We start from the raw sequence: 15,656 nt of genomic DNA, 5'->3' as shown, positions 1-15,656 counted from the left end.
GGGCTTGGCGTTAAGCTCTGCGCTCGTCGTTAAGGTCATGCGTCTCATGCGTCATTCTGAATTCATCGCATGGTTTTCTCCGATCCGCGATCGTTCCTCAGGGGTAGCCCCATTTTGCTGATCCGGACTGAATTGCACCGCGCTCGCCTGTGCGGCGACGCCAACGGCGATCCCAAGAACGGTCAAGGCGCTCCGCAGCCTGATCCCGCGAAGCGCGTGCGTGGCGATTCGCAGGCTCTCCAGAAGACTCATGGGAGCAACCTCATGGCGTTCAGAAGCGAATTCTTGCCCGATGCCACATCGTCGTTGAGGATTCGTGCAGCGTGATCTGTCGGCCCGCGCGATCGGCGAATTCGGTGGCATGCGGAACCGGATGATGGTGTGACCGTCGCGATGAAGGCCCCCGAACAGTGATAGGTTCTCATCGCTGGTACCACTGTCCAGTGAGCCGGTTGGCTCGTCGGCCTCGCGACCGGCCATGTCGGCAAGCCAATCGAGTCGATCCGCCCCGCAGGAACTGATCGAAGTCCGTCGCGCCTTCGCGGAACCGATCGGCGCCGCGGAGACCCTCGCACAAGCTCACCGCCCAACTTGCGAGGCGCTTCAGCTGAAGGCGTCGGGCGCGCGCCGCATCAATCTCATTTGCCTCCGCGTGGATAACCGCCGCCGTGCGGGTCGACGAACCGTGCCGATCGAACCGCTGCCATGATCGATCGCAGGTGATCGAATGGGACAAGGATGACATCGACCTCCTGAGGTTCATGAAAGCATGAAAGTCAATGTGCTCGCTATCGGCATGCTCACCTGCGGGAAGCGCACCGTTGAGGCCGAGTTCGTGAAGCACGTCGCGCCGCTAGGGTGAGAGCATGTCGGTCTGACGGGGGACTACGTCTGGGGCGCCGATCCGACGCCCACCGACGGCTTGCGGCCGCTGCGCCGGCCAGTCTCGCTACTCGCCGCTTAGTTCCTGCTCCGTTCTACGAGCAGTACGCAGCGCTCACTTTCGTATCGTCACCCCTCGATGCTGTCGGTCATGCTCAGGTGGTAGACCTGAACGTCGGTCACCTCCAGTTCGAGCGTTGCCGGGGTCGAACTGTCGTAGGCCGTGTGCCAGCCAGACGCGCTGCTGTTGGCGATACTCAGATTAATGAGCAGGGTCATGGCATCGGTCGGCACGTTCGTAGTGACGGTTCGCTTGAGCACACCATCGAAATAGAACTTGATTGAGACGCCCGGTATGTACTCCATGCCCCAGACGTGGTAGTGGGCCGACAGGTCCACACCAGCATCGAAGAACCGCTGCTCGTTGGTGGCAGCCAACAAAGCGTTTGCCAGCACTCCGTTGCTCGACACGGAGCCGTTGAGGAACCCGCCCTCCTGCGTGTCGATCTCGGCCCCGCCCTCGAGATGCCAGAAGCCTGGCCATCCGCCAGTGCTGACGTCCGGCTGCTTCATGCGTATCTGGGCGTAGCCACCGGCAAACGTGAACTTGCCGTGCGTGCAGATGGCGCCCGACTTCCACGTGTACCCGGCGAACCGGTTGCTTCTCGTCGCAACGATCTTCAAGCCTGATGGGCCAGTGCTGATCTGAGCCGGGTCGAAGTACTCGGCGTTGAATCCGCCAGCGTTCACCGCGGAGTACGGCGACGGCACGCTCTGCTGCCAGATACCGTTCTGGTCCGCGATCGCCGGTATCCACTTCGTGGAGTCGAGCGAGTGCCCCGTGAAGGTGTCCTCGAATATCAGCTGACTGGTAGTGTACCCAGCCGGCGGTAGCAGCGACGATCCACCACCTCCACCACTCGTGCAGCACGTGACGATCATGAGCGCTGTGAAACAAATGTACTTCGATATACTTTTCATATTGCCCTCCTCGTAACGAGGGGCTTGACCAAGATGCGATTGCAATGGTCGCCGCCGCTTACCGATGGCACAGCCAAGCTTATAGTGAAACGACGAGGACTGGTTACCCCGACTTTATTGCGGCGCGGCAGGTGGGCCTCGATGCGACCATAGGGCACCGGGTTATAGAAGTCTCAGTCGGTCTAAGGCTGCTGCCTGACCCTCTTGTCCTCGCCGCGCATTACAATCTTCAGCCCATCATCCGGCCGCAGCAACGCCGTCGCCTCATCCCATGTCGCACGCACATCCAAACGTCGTGCTCCTCATCCGTGGTGTGATTACGGCATGACCTTGGGATGGATCGGCTCGTTCGGCGCCGGCGTGAGGAAGCCATAAACATAGTGCGGTCCGGGCAAGGGTTTGGACTTCGTCCGTCGGCCGCCGTTGAATGCCGTCCACATGCCTCAGGGCGAACCAGACCACGTTTTTTTGGGTCGCCGGGCTGGGCTCGGGAGCGTACTCAGCGAAGCTGTTCGCCGGGACCAAACAATGGTTTTTCCGAGCTGAGCCACGCCAGCCGGTGATGCGAGGAAGTGCTCCTGATGTTCGAATTTGGAAACCTCCCGGCTCGTGGCGGTGGCGGCATTATCCAGCCAGGTGGTCTTGGGGCGGTGTGTCGACGCCGATCCTCGGGAGGTAGCTCCTTATTCCCGCGATCAGGCCTTGATCGAGTGATAAAGTCTGCATAGCCGAACGAAGATCGTTGCGATGCGGCCCTCCGAGCGGGGCCCCTCGACAAGTCACTGTCAACAATCCTGCATCGGTGTCATGGATGGTTCCTGAATGCTCAAAGTTTTCCTAAGAGATTCGGCTATCAGGCTATACGTGCTGACCGCCAAGCTCGGCCTGCAGAGTCTTCCGCTTTTCCACCGGGCCTATCTTGCGCTTTATCCCCTGTACAAAAGGTATTTTGAAGCAGGCCCAATCGATCAGCTCAGGGAATTCGTGCCAGACGGATCGCTGGTCATCGACGTCGGCGCCAATGTCGGCTTCTTCTCGCTCCGCTTTGCTGAATGGGTCGGTGATGGCGGAAAGGTGATCGCCATCGAGCCGGAGGATCAGAATTACAGCGGCCTGATTTGCGCGCTCGAGCGCGCGGGTCTCCTTGGCCGCGTCGAGGCGCTGAGGGTGGTCGCCGCCGCCGAGCCCGGCACGACCTTTCTCGAAATCAACCCGCTTTATCCGGCCGACCACAAGCTTTCCCAGAACGGTACCGGCGTGCCGGTCACCGCCGTGACGCTCGACGGACTGCTCGCGGACAAGGGACCCCGGCGCCCGGCGCTCGTGAAAATCGATGTGCAGGGTGCCGAACTGCTGACGCTTCAGGGCATGATCGAGATCCTGAGGTTCGCCCGCCCGGCCCTGTTCGTCGAACTTTCCGACCAGGGATTGAACAAGTTCGGGGCGTCGGTTTTGGTAGTCCTGCGCCTCTTGTCGGATAACGGATACGAGGCATACTGGCTGACCCGGACCGGGCGCCGAAAGGCAAGCCAATCCGAGATTGAGGCCAGAACAACCGGCACCAAATCTGCCGATGTGCTGTTTCTTCCTGACAGGTCTGCGAGCCAGCGCTTCGCACAGCGACTTGAACTGAACGCCGTTCGTTAGTCTCTTTCGGAAAACCGGCTCCCCGCTGCGAAGCTTCGTCGTACTTCTGAGCGACGGAGGACTCGCGCATCAGGTCGTCCGAGAATTTCATCGCGACTTCCACGGCGGCCTTGGCACAAACTGCGCAACCAGTCGCCAAAGCTCCACCTCATGGCCATACTGCTAACCGGTTGGCGTGCTCTTTCGCTGCATCGTCGTCCGTGCAGGCGAGGTTGACCCCGCCCATAAATTGGCCGTGTTCGTTCAGAACGTAGACGCGATAATGCTTTCCTATGAGCTACCTCCGATAGGCCGCGTGCCGAGCGAGGCTGCATGAAGGTCGTTGGCTCGACGCGCTGACGGCGTCGCGAGGGCCGGCCGCCTCAGCTTCCTCAGCGATCTCGCCGGCCTCGCGCATCCAGACGCCTTCGCTACCGCGCCGACCGCACAATTTCGCTGTTTGCGGGTAATGTCTCTTGGCGCATCGCGCCGGTCTTCGACTGAGAATATCCACGCAATGTGCTAGAGTAGCCATCCACCCGGCAAAGCCGGGGGCCTTCAGACTTGAGCCTCTCAAGCGGCTCAAGCGTGGAGGCTCACGAAGGCGAAAGTCGTCGACGCCCGGAAACGTCAAACTGCTAGTGTCACACGGCAAGGCCGTGGGATCTCCCATACTGTTTAGGGCTCCAGCGAGAAGCTCCGAAACTCGATTCCGAGTTGCTTGAGCCGCTCTACACCGGGAACCTCTGCCGCCGGGTGCACGAGCCCAAGGATGGAGTCGGATCGGAAGGGTAGGGGGACATGCAGGGCCTCAGCTGCCTTGAGGACGCCACTGACAAGCTGCCAGGGCACGGCGACGGCGCGCAGTGTTCTGCCTTGTGATGCGGCGATCTCTTTCATGAGCCGTCGGAACGGTACCGGTTCGGGGTTGGCCAGCCCTACCGGTTCCGGCAGGGGCATGTCCGACTCGGCAATACGCACCATGGCGGCTGCCATGTCCGCCTGATGCACGGTGAACTGATGGGAGCGCGCTCCGATGAGAGGTGTGACTGGCAGGTTGGTGAGCTTGCGGAGCGCGCCTGCCATCCCGCCCCAACCGGGGCCGTACACCAGTCCGAGGCGGGTGGAGACACCTCCCAGACTGCTGGCGGTGCGCTCGCAGGCCAGCTTCGCCTGACCGTACAACTGTCGGGTTCCCTTACAGGCGGACATCGAGGAGATAAAAATGACCCGGCGAACCCCTGCGTCGGCGGCATTACGCAGGAGGTGCTGCGAGCCGGACACATTGACACCCCACACATCGCCGGCGCTGACGAGAGCCAGGTCCCATGCACCGTGGATGAGCACATCTAGGTCGCTCAATGCGGCCCCCGACGGCGGGCGCTTGATCTCGTATGGGCGCCACTCGGCGACGCCAACCATTGCGGCGGCAGAGTCGGAGGTCACCCGGTTCGAACGGGCGAACGCGATGACCTCATGCCCTTCTTCGGCGAAGGCGGCACGCAGGATGGTCCCGACATATCCGTTGGCTCCGGTGATACCGACACGCATAGAACGCTCAACCCGTCAGCTGCATCGCTTCGCAGGCGATGCGATGAGAATTGGCCATCACAGTCAGGGTAAAGGTAGTAGCTGGAACATTTGGGAAAACCGACCCGTCGATGAGATGGATACGGTCCCAGCGCGCCAGCCGCCCGAGGCGGTCTGTCGTCGCACTCCCGGTATCCGGCTCACTGGCGTGGGGAAAGCTGCCGCCAAAGTGGTAGCTCTTAGCCCCGCCCGACCACAGCATCCGCGGCGTGACTGGCCACAAGTCAAGGTAAGGTGCCGCCCTGCGGATCCGCTTTATTACGTCAGGCAGCATCGGAGGCACGTCTTTGCCCCTGACCCTGGCCTCGCCGAAGCCCTCTGAAGTGAGGGTGATCTTGGGTAGCTCATCAGGAGCTGCGGACACCTGGGCGGTGACCCGGACCTTGGGTGATGCCCAGGACGGCAAGTAGCCCAGGCCTACCGTCAACCGGCTCAGGAGCCGATCCGTCACGAAGGCGGCGGCGCGGTGTTGGAGGAAGCCGGGAAGCGCATCGTAGTATGCCTGGTTGAACGGATAGAAGTGAATCTGTGAGACATCGAAGCCTTCGTCGTCCCGGACGATGACCATGTTGAACTGGTTGAGTGTGAACTCGCGCCTTGTACGTGGGTCGGGGGTCGGCTTCATGGACATCATTGGAAGAACGAATTGAGCCGATTCCGAAAGATATACCGGCTGGTCCGATCCGAGCGAGCCCAGGATCAGCCGGGTGGTCCCGACTGCTCCGCAGCCCACGAAGACCCGGTCGGCGGTGAATCGCTGGATCCGGCCGCTGGACAGCTCCCGGGCCTGCACGACGGCCGTGTCGCCCTCCTGGTCAACTCGCACCGCGAGCAGCCCGCTGTGGTAGGCGATCCTCCCGCTGCGCCTGAAGCGATCGAAGCTGTGCGAGGCCGAATAGACTAGCGACCGCGGGCACCCAGTCATGCACAGCCCGCAGGGCTGGCATTCGGGCGCTGAGAAGGCGAGGCGGGCGCGGCCTATCGTTATTCCCGTGGAGCGCACTCGATCGCGGTGCCGGTCGTAGTTGGCCAGGACCATCTGCGTCCGCGGCGCCAGCGGCGGAAGCGGGTCCGGGGATCCGATGAGCGGGAACCACTCCTCGAGATCGTCGGACTCTCCAGCGAAAGGAATGTGACCCAGGATCGTCCGATAGTGCTCTTCCATATCCGAGAAGTCGAACGGCCATCCCTTGAACGAGGCGGCGCTGAAGGGCATGATCTGGGCTCCCCAGACGTTGCTGAACCCCCCGTAGGCGCTTGATATGACAGCTGAGTTGACTCTACCCTCGGAGTGGACGCCGTCGAGCTGGCCCTTGTTGACAAACGGGAAATCGGATCCGTAGCTTCTCTTTTCAGGCAGCGAATCGGACCGGATCCGCTTGGGTTGCAGGCTGACCCCGCGGACGTCCTCCTCATCCCAGTTGTCGACACGCAGCTTGGACATCCTGGAGATTACCTCTTGCGTCTCCGCGTCAAGCACGGTGCCCGGATCGAACACGGTTACCTTCTCGTCCGGTTTATCGGACAGCGCCAACACGGCGGCGGCTGCAGCCGGACCCGAACCAATGATTATCGAAGACGGCATCTACTTGCCGCGCCCATCGCCTTGCGCGGCTGTGTCCAGTATCTGCTTGGTTGCCTGTTGGCGCCGCCGGCGCAAGCGCCGCACCAGCTCGATCCGGCCGGCGACGTGGCCTACCGCGGCCAGCCCCACGCCAGCGACTATCGCCGCGGACCGGGCCAGCCCGTGGGCGTCACCCTTGGCCGCCTGCAAAATCTCCCGCGGTAGGCCCTTGGTCAGCGCGTACCAGGCGAAGCGGGCCTCTGCACCCAGTGTGGCCGCGTCGCCCATCTGGGCAAAGGCCTCGACCTTCCCCTTGTTGACGAACAGGCAGCGGCGCCAGAAGTACCTCCAGGTCGGCCGTGAGGCGGGCACGAAGTGGCGAACGGTCGCCGCTGGTTCGTAGATGACTGCCTCACTGCCCCTGAGGTGCGCCACGCGGTGACACATGTCCATGTCGTCGTGACGGTCGGAGTGGAACCCTCCCACCTGCTCGAGGAGGGTCCGCCGCACCGACATGTTGGCTCCTATGAGGTGAGCCAAAGGACCTCGGCTGGTCGGAAGGCCGTCATAAGCGCATCCGAACACCCAGTCGAACTGCACAGGAAACCAGGCCGGGCGGCTCGTCTCGAAAACCGGTATGGGGCGCCCGCCGACGGCGCCGATGCGCTTATCCCGGTAGGGTTCGATGAGAATCTCGAGCCAGTCCCTGTCGGCCGCCGCATCGTCGTCCAGGAACGCCAGGATCTCTCCAGTGGCTGTCTCGGCTGCCGTGTTTCGGGCCGCCCCCAGGTGCCCGTCATACTTGTTCTGGATCACCCGTATCGGAGGGGCGGATGCTGCGAAGTCAGCCCAGTGCGCGGCACAACGGTGGAACAGGGGCTGGTCGACAGATACGATGATCTCGCGGGGTTGCAAGGTCTGCTCCTGAACCGAGGCCACCGACTGAAGCAACAGCTCCCATCTGTCCTCGGAGTAGGCACAGATAATCACTGAGATCGTAGGGGGCGGCTGCCGGCATTCGCTGCTGACGCCATCCTCGGGCTGCCCGGTTTTGGATCCAGGCTGACCGGTTGTGGCAACGGCAACGTCATGACCGCGGCGGGCGAGACCGATAGTTAGGTTGCGGACGTGGCCCCGCTGGCCAACGCCAATCGACATATAGGATTGCGCAAGCATCAGAATACGCATCTAGGAATTCTCCCGACTTGAGCTGCCAATGTCTGTCCAAACTCTTTGATAGACGTGCGATGGTCTTGGTTTTTGAAACGCAGGCTTCCACGCGGGATTCGGCCTACCCGGAAGCCGGTTTTCAGCATAAAAAGTTACCAACCAGGGCCGAGGTTTGCGCCATCGTAGGCTTGCTTCCGTCGAGCGACCCGATCACCGGCTGGAGAAGGTGCGGACCACATTGGCGCCCATCGCCACCGCGTCGTCGAGCACGCGGGTGACCTCAGCCTGCAACCGGTAGGTCAGATAGTGGTTGTTTACGCCGGTCACGAAGAACGGCCTGCCGTCCAACGCAAAGTTCGTTCCGGAAGTCTTGATGAGGGATGTTGCCGACGGATCGTCCGCGGCGCTCGCGACTGCCGGAACGGACAGCAACGCGGACACCAGCACCCGCAGTCCGGCGTTCCGCAGCCCATTTTTCACTCGTTGCCAGTCGATGATCATCCTGGCATTTGGCTCTCGCCGGCCACAGGGTGCAATGGCCCGTAAGGATTACCTCCTCTGACCTCACACAGCCACGGCGTCGTTCGGGCATAGTGGTGCTTAGCCGTTTCCAGTCGCTCGAGTATGGACCCGTGCTCAGGCATCTCCCAATCAAGTGTTCGGCTCCCGACATGGCGAGTCCCCGCAACCATGGTGGGTGGAAACCATCCTCGCGCTGCGGCTTTCTATCTGCCGCCCTTGGCTCGCGTGCCTGCGGCGGAATCCAGGGTAGGCGGATCGCCTGAGGTGGTTCTCGTGGAAGCTGTAAGCTGGCTTTTTGAAATCGGCCGTGAGAACAACAATGCGCATTTGCCTGAGTCTCGATTCGTCCCGGCTGCTGCGGTGGCACCTCTGGCTGGCAGAAGCGCTCGCTGAAGTGCCCGGCAACGAAGTCTTCTGCGCTTTGGCGGCCGGTCGCTGCCCGCTGCCGATAATCTGCCGTCTGCTGCTGGAACTCGAACAACTGGTCTGTGGCTTTCGCGGGAACGGCGCCATCGACCCCGTCCAGGCGGCGCTGCGGTGCCTGCCGCCGCCTCCGGCCGACCAAGTGGATGTGGTGATCGATTTGAGCGGCGCAGAATCGCTCCCGGCGGGGCGGCGCGTGCTCACCCCGGTCTTCAACGGCGCACCCGGCGAGATCGGAGTTGTGGCGGCCTGGGTGAATCATCAGGATCTTCTCGTCCACCTGCATGACACGGCGCGCCCGTTGCGGCCGTGGACGGCGCGTCCGGCCAGTGCAGACCGTGAATTATTGGCAGCGAGGCTCGACAGCGCCCTTTCCTGCGCTGTGCCGCTGATCCTCAAAGCCCTGTGCGAGGAAAGCGGTTCAACTGCGTCCGGTATCCGCGGTCCGCGGACGGCAGTGCCCTCGTTTGGCGCGCTTTCGGCGCTTGCAAGGGCGAGCGGCACGGTTGCATCGAAGGCGATCGGGCTTTTGGACGTCCTGGCGAGGGGCGGCAGGATGTGGGGGATTGGCTGGCGCTTCGATGAATCGGCGAGCCTGCTCGACAAAGGCGAAGCAGCCTTCCGGGTGCTCACCGGAAATGCCGACAGCTACCTTGCCGACCCGTTCCCGTTCCGGCACCAGGGGCAGAATTTCATCTTTGTCGAACAGTACCTCTACTCGAAGAACCGGGGGTGCATTGCGGTCGTGGCAGTGAACCGGGACGGGACAGCCGGCGCATCCCGGATCGTCGTAGAGGAACCGCATCACCTCTCGTACCCGTTCGTGTTCGAGCAGGATGGGCAGATCTGGATGATCCCCGAATCGGGGGCGGCCAAGAATGTCAGCCTCTACAGGGCAGTGGAATTCCCTTACCGGTGGACGCGGGAGGCCTGTCTCATGGAAGGCATTGAGGGCTACGATACCACGCCGCTCTGCCATGAGGGCGGCTTTTGGTTTTTCGTCAGCCCAAGGCTTTGGAGGTCCACATCCTGGGATCTTCTCAGCCTCTACCGTGCCGAGAGCCTGACTGGGTCCTGGACGCCCCATGCCGCCAACCCCGTCCTGCTCGATGCAAGGCTCAGCCGTCCCGCAGGCGCCGTCATCCGACATGGCGGACGCACGCTACGCCCGGTCCAAGACTGCGCGCGCGGTTATGGCGGCGCGGTGACGTTCTGCCAGATTGATGCGCTCGGCGCGTCGGAGTTTGCCCAGACCCCGGTCGGTCGCATTTGGTCCGGAGCGTTGGGGTGTCACACCTACAATCGCCGGTCTGGCCTGGAGGTGATCGACCTGTTCGGGCATATCCGGGGTTTGCGAGAGGTCACGACCTCGTATCGTGTGCTGATACCCAACGCGCCGGTCTCGGGACCGCGCGGGGTCTCGGGACCGCGTGGGCGGTCGCTCTCTTGGCCGGTTTTGCCCGGGTTAGTTACCCGTAGCCAGGCGGTCGAGCGCAAGGTGCCCCGCCTGCGAAGGGCCGGGCGCGCTCGACCCTTCTCGGGCACAAAATAAGCTCGGAAATCACGGCCGAGTGAAGGAGCGAGCCCACCTGCACTTCGCAGCTTCTGGCCAGTGGCAAGTCAGCGTTGCGCTGGACGTTCATTTCTTCGCGCCGGCGAGCTTCGCTGCCTTCTGCACGGTTCGCTCAATAGAAAGTGTCGCTGTGAGCTAGTCCCAGCCGCGGGTCGATGAATGTCCTCGCTGGGGTTGAAGGTGGACCCAGAGGTCTAAAACGGGTTTGGCAACGCTGCCAACACAGCTGCTGAAGGTGATCGGTGCCGCTGCCGTACTATCCGCGCTGGTCGTATGGCTGGAAATAACCTGTAGGGATACCCCAAAAGAGCTAATCATCTATTTGCTTTTCATAACCATCTATCGTCCTTCCATTTCAGATCTGCATCAGTAATCGTCGCATCACAACCCAATATTAGGGGGCGACAAGCTTGCCAATCCTCTTTCATTTCATCTTCATTTCATAATGGCCGGGAGTCCGCATATGGTTGGATCAAGCACATCCGTGGATGTGGCGGTCATTGGAGCTGGCCGCCGCGGCTTGTCGCTGGCCGCGCATTTGCGTGCGCGATATGTGGAGCACCGGATTTTCGGGGAGCTCATGGGGTCATGGAAGCACAATATGCTCCCCGGATGGGTCCCATCGTACGACCTCAAAGCGCTGCCATGAACGCCCGTCTCTCCGGCATTCTCGCCCCCGTCGGTGCCACATCGCCGCCTGACCCGTTAAATGTCGCGCTGCGGGGATCACTGACTCTGCCCCGAGTCAGCTTCGTCGTCCCGACGCTCAATGAAGCCGAGAACCTCCCGTGGCTTCTGCCGCGCATCCCCAACTGGGCGCATGAGATCATTATCGTAGATGGTCGTTCGACTGACGATACGGTCGCGGTCGCGCGCCGCCTGCGAGAGGACGTGAAGGTCGTGATGGAGCCCCGGCGGGGCAAGGGCGCTGCACTGCAAGCGGGATTCCTGGCCGCCACAGGCGAAATCATCGTCATGCTGGATGCTGACGGCTCCATGGTGCCGGAGGAGGCGATCGTCTTTGTCAGTGCGCTGATGGCCGGCGCGGATCTCGTTAAGGGTTCACGCTTTATCCAGGGCGCCGGCACCGACGACATGTCGCTGTTCCGGATGTTCGGCAATAAGGGGCTGACCCTGTTCGTGCGGCTGCTCTATGGCGGTTGGTTCTCCGATCTATGCTACGGATACATAGCCTTCTGGACCAAGCACGTCGCCACGCTGGACTGCGATTGCGATGGGTTCGAGATCGAGACCCTCATCAACGTGCGGGCCTTGAAGAACCACCTCAATATCGTCGAGGTGGCGAGTTTCGAGGCTCCGCGCATCAGCGGCGTGAGCCATCTGCGCGCCATGCCGGACGGCTGGCGCGTCCTGAAAACCATCCTGCGCGAGAGGGTGCACCAACAGCGCAGGCGGAGCGCGACAGCCTGTGTTGTCGGTGGACAGACCTGATGCGAATCCTGATGGTTGCCGCTCGCTGCTACCCCCTCATAGGTGGCATCGAAACTCACATCCAGGAAGTCGGTCCCCGCTTGGTGGCGCGTGGCCACGCCGTCGACGTGCTCACTACCGATCCCTCGGGGGAGTTGCCGGCTGAGGAGGAGGTGCGCGGTATGCGCGTGCAGCGCGTGCCGGCCTGGCCGAGGGAGCTGGACCTCTATGTTGCGCCCGGCATTTATACCGCGATCCGGCGCGGGGCATGGGATCTGATCCATTTCCAAGGTTACAACAGCTTCGTGGCGCCGATCGGGCTGCTCGCGACCCTTCGCGGGGACCTGCCGTTCATCCTGACCTTCCACAGCGGCGGGCATTCCTCCCGGCTGCGCAATGCCGTGCGCGGCACACAGCACGCGCTGCTTCGACCGCTGGTGGCCCGCGCCGCGCGGCTGATCGGCGTCTCCGAATTCGAGGCCAGCTTCTTCAGCGCCAGAATGCGCGTGCCGCGCGAACGGTTTGTCGTCATCCCGAACGGCGCTGCGATGCCGGCTCCGAGCCCCGGCATCAAGGTCGATCCGCATCTGATCGTCTCGGGCGGCAGGCTGGAGCGCTACAAGGGCCATCACCGGGCGATCGCGGCCTTGCCCGAACTGATCCGCCGGGTACCGGACGTGCGACTGCACATCGTTGGAACAGGCCCGTACGAGGGAGAATTGCGGCGCCTCGTCGCGACGCTCGGCCTCGAGAAGCGGGTCACCATTGCGGGCATCCCCGGATCCGAGCGGCAGAAAATGGCAGACCTGCTGGCGAGCGCCGCGCTATTCGTGCTGTTCAGCGAATACGAAGCCCATCCGATCGCTGTGATGGAAGCCCTGTCGCTGCGCCGTCCGGTCCTCGTCAGCGACACGTCCGGTCTGCGGGAGCTGGCCGCCAATGGCCTGTGCCGGGCGATTCCGCCCAACGCCGGTCCTGGAGAGCTGGCCGCCGCCATGGCCCAGGAACTGGAGGCGCATCGGAACGTCCCGGATTTGGCCCTGCCGGACTGGGATGCCTGCGCGCATGCGCTGAACCACGTTTATTATGATGTTCTCGGCAGCCGATCCATGCTCCGCTTGGGCCCCGGCGGCGTGACATCGTGGCCTCCTGCGACGAGGGCATGATGCTGATGATGCCGGCTCATTTCAGCGCGGGAACCAGGATCAACCCGCTTCAGGCCGGGATACGATTCGTCTCGGCCGTTGTCGGTCCCGACCTTCGCGACGGCAGCGCCGATGCCCCGTCGCAACGCGCCAATTCCGGATGGATTGCGGTTCTATGCCTGACGATCGCCGCGGCTCTACTCCTGGTCGTGGCCGGTCACGCGGCCGGGCGCCGCGGCTATGACGTGGCGCCGCCGCTCTTCTGGTCCGGTGTCGTTCTCCTGGTCGCTCCGACCAGCCTTCGCATCGCCTGGCCGACAACAGCCCGGGGTGAGCGCCTGTTCCTCCTGTTGCTGCTTGCCGAAGCCCTGTTCTATTGCAAGAACGTCTATTCCCCGACGAGCTTCAGCGGTTACGACGAGGTCTTGCACTGGATCGCGGCCCAGGATCTCATCACGGCCCGCCGGCTGTTCCTGTCCAACCCGCTTTTCCCGATCGGGCCAACCTATCCCGCCCTGGAAATCCTGACGACGGCGATCGTCGATCTGACGGGACTGCCCTTGTTTGTGGCGGGGACGCTCTTGTTGGCCATCCTCAAGGGCACGTTCATCGGTGCCCTGTTTCTGTTCCTCGAAAGCATCGCTGGGTCGCCGCGTATCTCGGCCCTCGCCTGTCTGGCCTATATGGGCTGCTCAACCTTCTTCCTGTTCGATTCGATGTTCTCCTACGAGAGCCTCGGTATCGTGCTATGCGTGCTGACCTTCGCGGTCGAAGCAGCGTCCAAGGATCTCGTCGGGCGACCGAGGCTGAAGTCGTTCGGGCTGATTGCCTTGCTGTTGGCAAGCCTCGCGGTCACGCATCACCTCTCTGCCGCCTTCGCCGCCATCTATTTCGGAGCGCTGGCGGCGCTCGAGACGTTGCGCCGGCACGATCCCCTGCGGATCAAGACCAGCACTGCCGTGGGCCTCGCGGCGATCCTCGCCATAGCCCTGCCGTCCCTGTGGGTGCAGGCCCGTGGCATCCCTCTCACAGGCTATCTCGGCCCGGTGATCGAGTCCGGTCTCGACACATTGCTCCGGAACATCCTGGGCGCGCCCACCCCGCGGTCGGAGCACCTCGGAGCGCCGGACAAGGCGCTCTACATGCGGCTGACCACCTTGCTGGCGCTCCTGCTGGTGGCCCTCGGACTGGCAACGGGATTCTTTCGGTCGCTGGCCATGGCAGCGCCGAGTGGTGCGCGGTCCGGTTGGCGTCCGATCCAGGACATTCTTAAACGCCGCTGGCGCGATAGCCGCCTCGTGCTCCTCAGCTTGCTGGCCTTCGGGCTCCCAGTCTCGGTGGCCTTCCGACTGACCGTCGCCGGATGGGAAGTCGGCAACCGCATGGGAACGTTCGTGTTCATCGCCGTCGGGCTGGTCGTCGCGGTGAGCATCGTCCACTTCTGGCAGGGCCGCACGCCACGCGGGTGGCGCCGCATCGCACCGGCCGTTGCTCTGGTGATCATCGTCCTGGGCGGCGTCACGAGCTCTTCGATTAATCCGATCCATGGGCGCTACAGGGTGGCCGCGGATCACGAATCCATCGAGCCGATGGGGATCGAAACGGCACGCTGGGCCAAGGAATGGCTCGGTGCTGGCAACCGCTTCACCACCGACCGCATCAACCGCCTTCTGCTTGCGGGCTACGGCCGGCAGGACGTTAGGGTCACCATCGTCGAAGGCGTCGATCCCGCGCGAATTTTCGAGGCCGAGACATTGGGGCCCGACGAGTTTTGGGCCTTGGCGCGAAGCAACATCGATTTCCTGCTGATTGACCTGCGCCTGACTACGGCTCCGCCGGTGCTCGGCTTTTACTTCCAGCCGTGGGAAGCGCGGCAGGGAGCGCCGCTCTCGGGCGCAGCGCTGCTCAAGTTCAATGACGTCAAGGGCGTCACCCGCATCTACGACAACGGCTGGATCGTCATCTATGACGTGAGGGGATTGCATGAGATTTTGTAGCAAGTGGGACCTTCTGGCCGCGTGCCTGTGGGCGGGGGCCGCGGTGGCGGCCGTTGCGGTCAGCGACAGCTTGCTCCTCCGTACTGCCCTGGGCGCGCCCATGGTGTTCCTCGTCTCGGGCCACACGGTGCTGCGGGCCATTGGCGTCAGGACAACCTCCGCGTTGGAACACTTCGTCTACGCGGTCGGAGCAAGCCTGGCCGCCAGCATCGCCGGGGGCTTTGCCCTGAACGCCGCAGGCTTCCTTACGCCGCTCGGCTGGGCGGTGTGGTTCTGGGCGGTGACGGCCGCCGCGGCACTGGTGGCCGCCGGCCGCCGCGACACTCCCGATCTGCCAGCCTGGCCGGCTCCGGCGCGGGTCCGGCTCTGGCAGGGGGCTGCGCTCATGCTAGCGCTGCTTGTAGCGACCGGAGCCTATGCGTTGGCCGTCCGAGACGAAGCGGCCTACCGGGAATTCAAATACACCGCGTTCTGGTTGTTGCCGTCGGCCGGTGGCGAGTCCGGCCGGATCACCGTCGGCATCAGGAGCGCCGAGACTCGACCTCAGCGATTCGACCTGGAAATCACCCTCGATGGGCAGCCGTTCGCCGTTTTCCGATCGCTCACCATCGCGCCGGGCGACACTTGGGCGCGGGAAATCCCGGTGCCCGTCTTGGCAACTCGCCAGACGGCCGAGGCGCGGCTTTATCGACCGGAAGACAACCGGCTCTATCGCAGCGTTTCGACGCTTGTGCCGCGGATCTAAAACGAGG

At 63.1% G+C, this 15,656-nt stretch carries 12 protein-coding genes and 1 pseudogene; 6 read left to right on the top strand and 7 right to left on the bottom strand.

The window, feature by feature from the left end:
- Positions 1-51 precede the first annotated feature (51 nt).
- From NKI97_RS07505 to NKI97_RS35460, 3 genes and pseudogenes are all read right to left on the bottom strand, one after another.
- Positions 52-480, bottom strand: coding sequence for a hypothetical protein (locus NKI97_RS07505; protein WP_352450571.1), 429 nt, complete (start codon positions 478-480; stop codon positions 52-54).
- A 531-nt stretch (positions 481-1,011) separates the two neighbouring features.
- Positions 1,012-1,863 (bottom strand): glycoside hydrolase family 16 protein, encoded by an 852-nt coding sequence (locus tag NKI97_RS07500; protein WP_352833330.1) that lies wholly within the window; start codon positions 1,861-1,863, stop codon positions 1,012-1,014.
- Positions 1,864-2,045: 182 nt separating this feature from the next.
- Positions 2,046-2,494, bottom strand: a pseudogene (locus NKI97_RS35460) (SOS response-associated peptidase); the annotation flags it as partial.
- A gap of 233 nt (positions 2,495-2,727) precedes the next feature.
- Here NKI97_RS35460 and NKI97_RS07495 point away from each other — a divergent pair.
- Positions 2,728-3,510, top strand: a complete 783-nt coding sequence (locus tag NKI97_RS07495; RefSeq protein WP_352746481.1) for an FkbM family methyltransferase — start codon at positions 2,728-2,730, stop codon at positions 3,508-3,510.
- A 657-nt stretch (positions 3,511-4,167) separates the two neighbouring features.
- Here the strand turns inward: NKI97_RS07495 and NKI97_RS07490 are convergent.
- The 4 genes from NKI97_RS07490 to NKI97_RS07475 form a co-directional block, all read right to left on the bottom strand.
- The gene (locus tag NKI97_RS07490; RefSeq protein ID WP_352833327.1) at positions 4,168-5,040 is read right to left on the bottom strand and encodes an NAD-dependent epimerase/dehydratase family protein; all 873 of its coding nucleotides are present in this window, start codon (positions 5,038-5,040) and stop codon (positions 4,168-4,170) included.
- Between the two features lie 7 nt (positions 5,041-5,047).
- Positions 5,048-6,664 carry a Rossmann-fold NAD(P)-binding domain-containing protein gene (locus NKI97_RS07485; protein ID WP_352450575.1) on the bottom strand — a complete coding sequence of 539 codons (1,617 nt, stop codon included), beginning with the start codon at positions 6,662-6,664 and terminating at the stop codon, positions 5,048-5,050.
- The gene (locus NKI97_RS07480; protein ID WP_352744546.1) at positions 6,665-7,831 is read right to left on the bottom strand and encodes a glycosyltransferase family 2 protein; all 1,167 of its coding nucleotides are present in this window, start codon (positions 7,829-7,831) and stop codon (positions 6,665-6,667) included. It lies immediately after the preceding gene.
- 192 nt (positions 7,832-8,023) lie between these two features.
- On the bottom strand, positions 8,024-8,314 hold the full coding sequence (locus tag NKI97_RS07475; RefSeq protein ID WP_352746488.1) for a hypothetical protein: 291 nt from the start codon (positions 8,312-8,314) through the stop codon (positions 8,024-8,026).
- Between the two features lie 340 nt (positions 8,315-8,654).
- On the opposite strand from NKI97_RS07475, the gene NKI97_RS07470 reads away from it, so the two are divergent.
- The 5 genes from NKI97_RS07470 (at position 8,655) to NKI97_RS07450 (ending at position 15,649) form a co-directional block, all read left to right on the top strand.
- Positions 8,655-10,310: a glucosamine inositolphosphorylceramide transferase family protein gene (locus NKI97_RS07470; protein ID WP_352833324.1), complete on the top strand. Its 1,656-nt coding sequence runs from the start codon at positions 8,655-8,657 to the stop codon at positions 10,308-10,310.
- 666 nt (positions 10,311-10,976) lie between these two features.
- On the top strand, positions 10,977-11,783 hold the full coding sequence (locus tag NKI97_RS07465) for a glycosyltransferase family 2 protein (RefSeq protein ID WP_352450579.1): 807 nt from the start codon (positions 10,977-10,979) through the stop codon (positions 11,781-11,783).
- Positions 11,783-12,928 carry a glycosyltransferase family 4 protein gene (locus tag NKI97_RS07460; protein ID WP_352833321.1) on the top strand — a complete coding sequence of 382 codons (1,146 nt, stop codon included), beginning with the start codon at positions 11,783-11,785 and terminating at the stop codon, positions 12,926-12,928. The genes NKI97_RS07465 and NKI97_RS07460 overlap by 1 nt, the downstream gene beginning before the upstream one ends.
- Positions 12,929-13,152: 224 nt before the next feature.
- On the top strand, positions 13,153-14,904 hold the full coding sequence (locus NKI97_RS07455) for a putative glycosyltransferase family protein (protein ID WP_352833318.1): 1,752 nt from the start codon (positions 13,153-13,155) through the stop codon (positions 14,902-14,904).
- Positions 14,905-15,004: 100 nt separating this feature from the next.
- Positions 15,005-15,649 (top strand): hypothetical protein, encoded by a 645-nt coding sequence (locus NKI97_RS07450; RefSeq protein WP_352450582.1) that lies wholly within the window; start codon positions 15,005-15,007, stop codon positions 15,647-15,649.
- Positions 15,650-15,656 lie beyond the last annotated feature (7 nt).

Origin of the sequence: Mesorhizobium sp. M0296 (assembly GCF_040321675.1) — a bacterium.
GTDB lineage: Bacteria > Pseudomonadota > Alphaproteobacteria > Rhizobiales > Rhizobiaceae > Mesorhizobium.
The sequence above is the reverse complement of the archived record's forward strand: the minus strand, read 5'-3'. Positions and strand labels throughout refer to the sequence as shown.

Coding starts and splice junctions, on each gene's coding strand:
- NKI97_RS07470 (WP_352833324.1), top strand. CDS start 8,655: ATGCGCATTTGCCTGAGTCTCGATTCGTCCCGGCTGCTGCGGTGGCAC.
- NKI97_RS07485 (WP_352450575.1), bottom strand. CDS start 6,664: ATGCCGTCTTCGATAATCATTGGTTCGGGTCCGGCTGCAGCCGCCGCC.
- NKI97_RS07505 (WP_352450571.1), bottom strand. CDS start 480: ATGGCCGGTCGCGAGGCCGACGAGCCAACCGGCTCACTGGACAGTGGT.
- NKI97_RS07475 (WP_352746488.1), bottom strand. CDS start 8,314: ATGATCATCGACTGGCAACGAGTGAAAAATGGGCTGCGGAACGCCGGA.
- NKI97_RS07480 (WP_352744546.1), bottom strand. CDS start 7,831: ATGCGTATTCTGATGCTTGCGCAATCCTATATGTCGATTGGCGTTGGC.
- NKI97_RS07460 (WP_352833321.1), top strand. CDS start 11,783: ATGCGAATCCTGATGGTTGCCGCTCGCTGCTACCCCCTCATAGGTGGC.
- NKI97_RS07500 (WP_352833330.1), bottom strand. CDS start 1,863: ATGAAAAGTATATCGAAGTACATTTGTTTCACAGCGCTCATGATCGTC.
- NKI97_RS07465 (WP_352450579.1), top strand. CDS start 10,977: ATGAACGCCCGTCTCTCCGGCATTCTCGCCCCCGTCGGTGCCACATCG.
- NKI97_RS07490 (WP_352833327.1), bottom strand. CDS start 5,040: ATGCGTGTCGGTATCACCGGAGCCAACGGATATGTCGGGACCATCCTG.
- NKI97_RS07450 (WP_352450582.1), top strand. CDS start 15,005: ATGGTGTTCCTCGTCTCGGGCCACACGGTGCTGCGGGCCATTGGCGTC.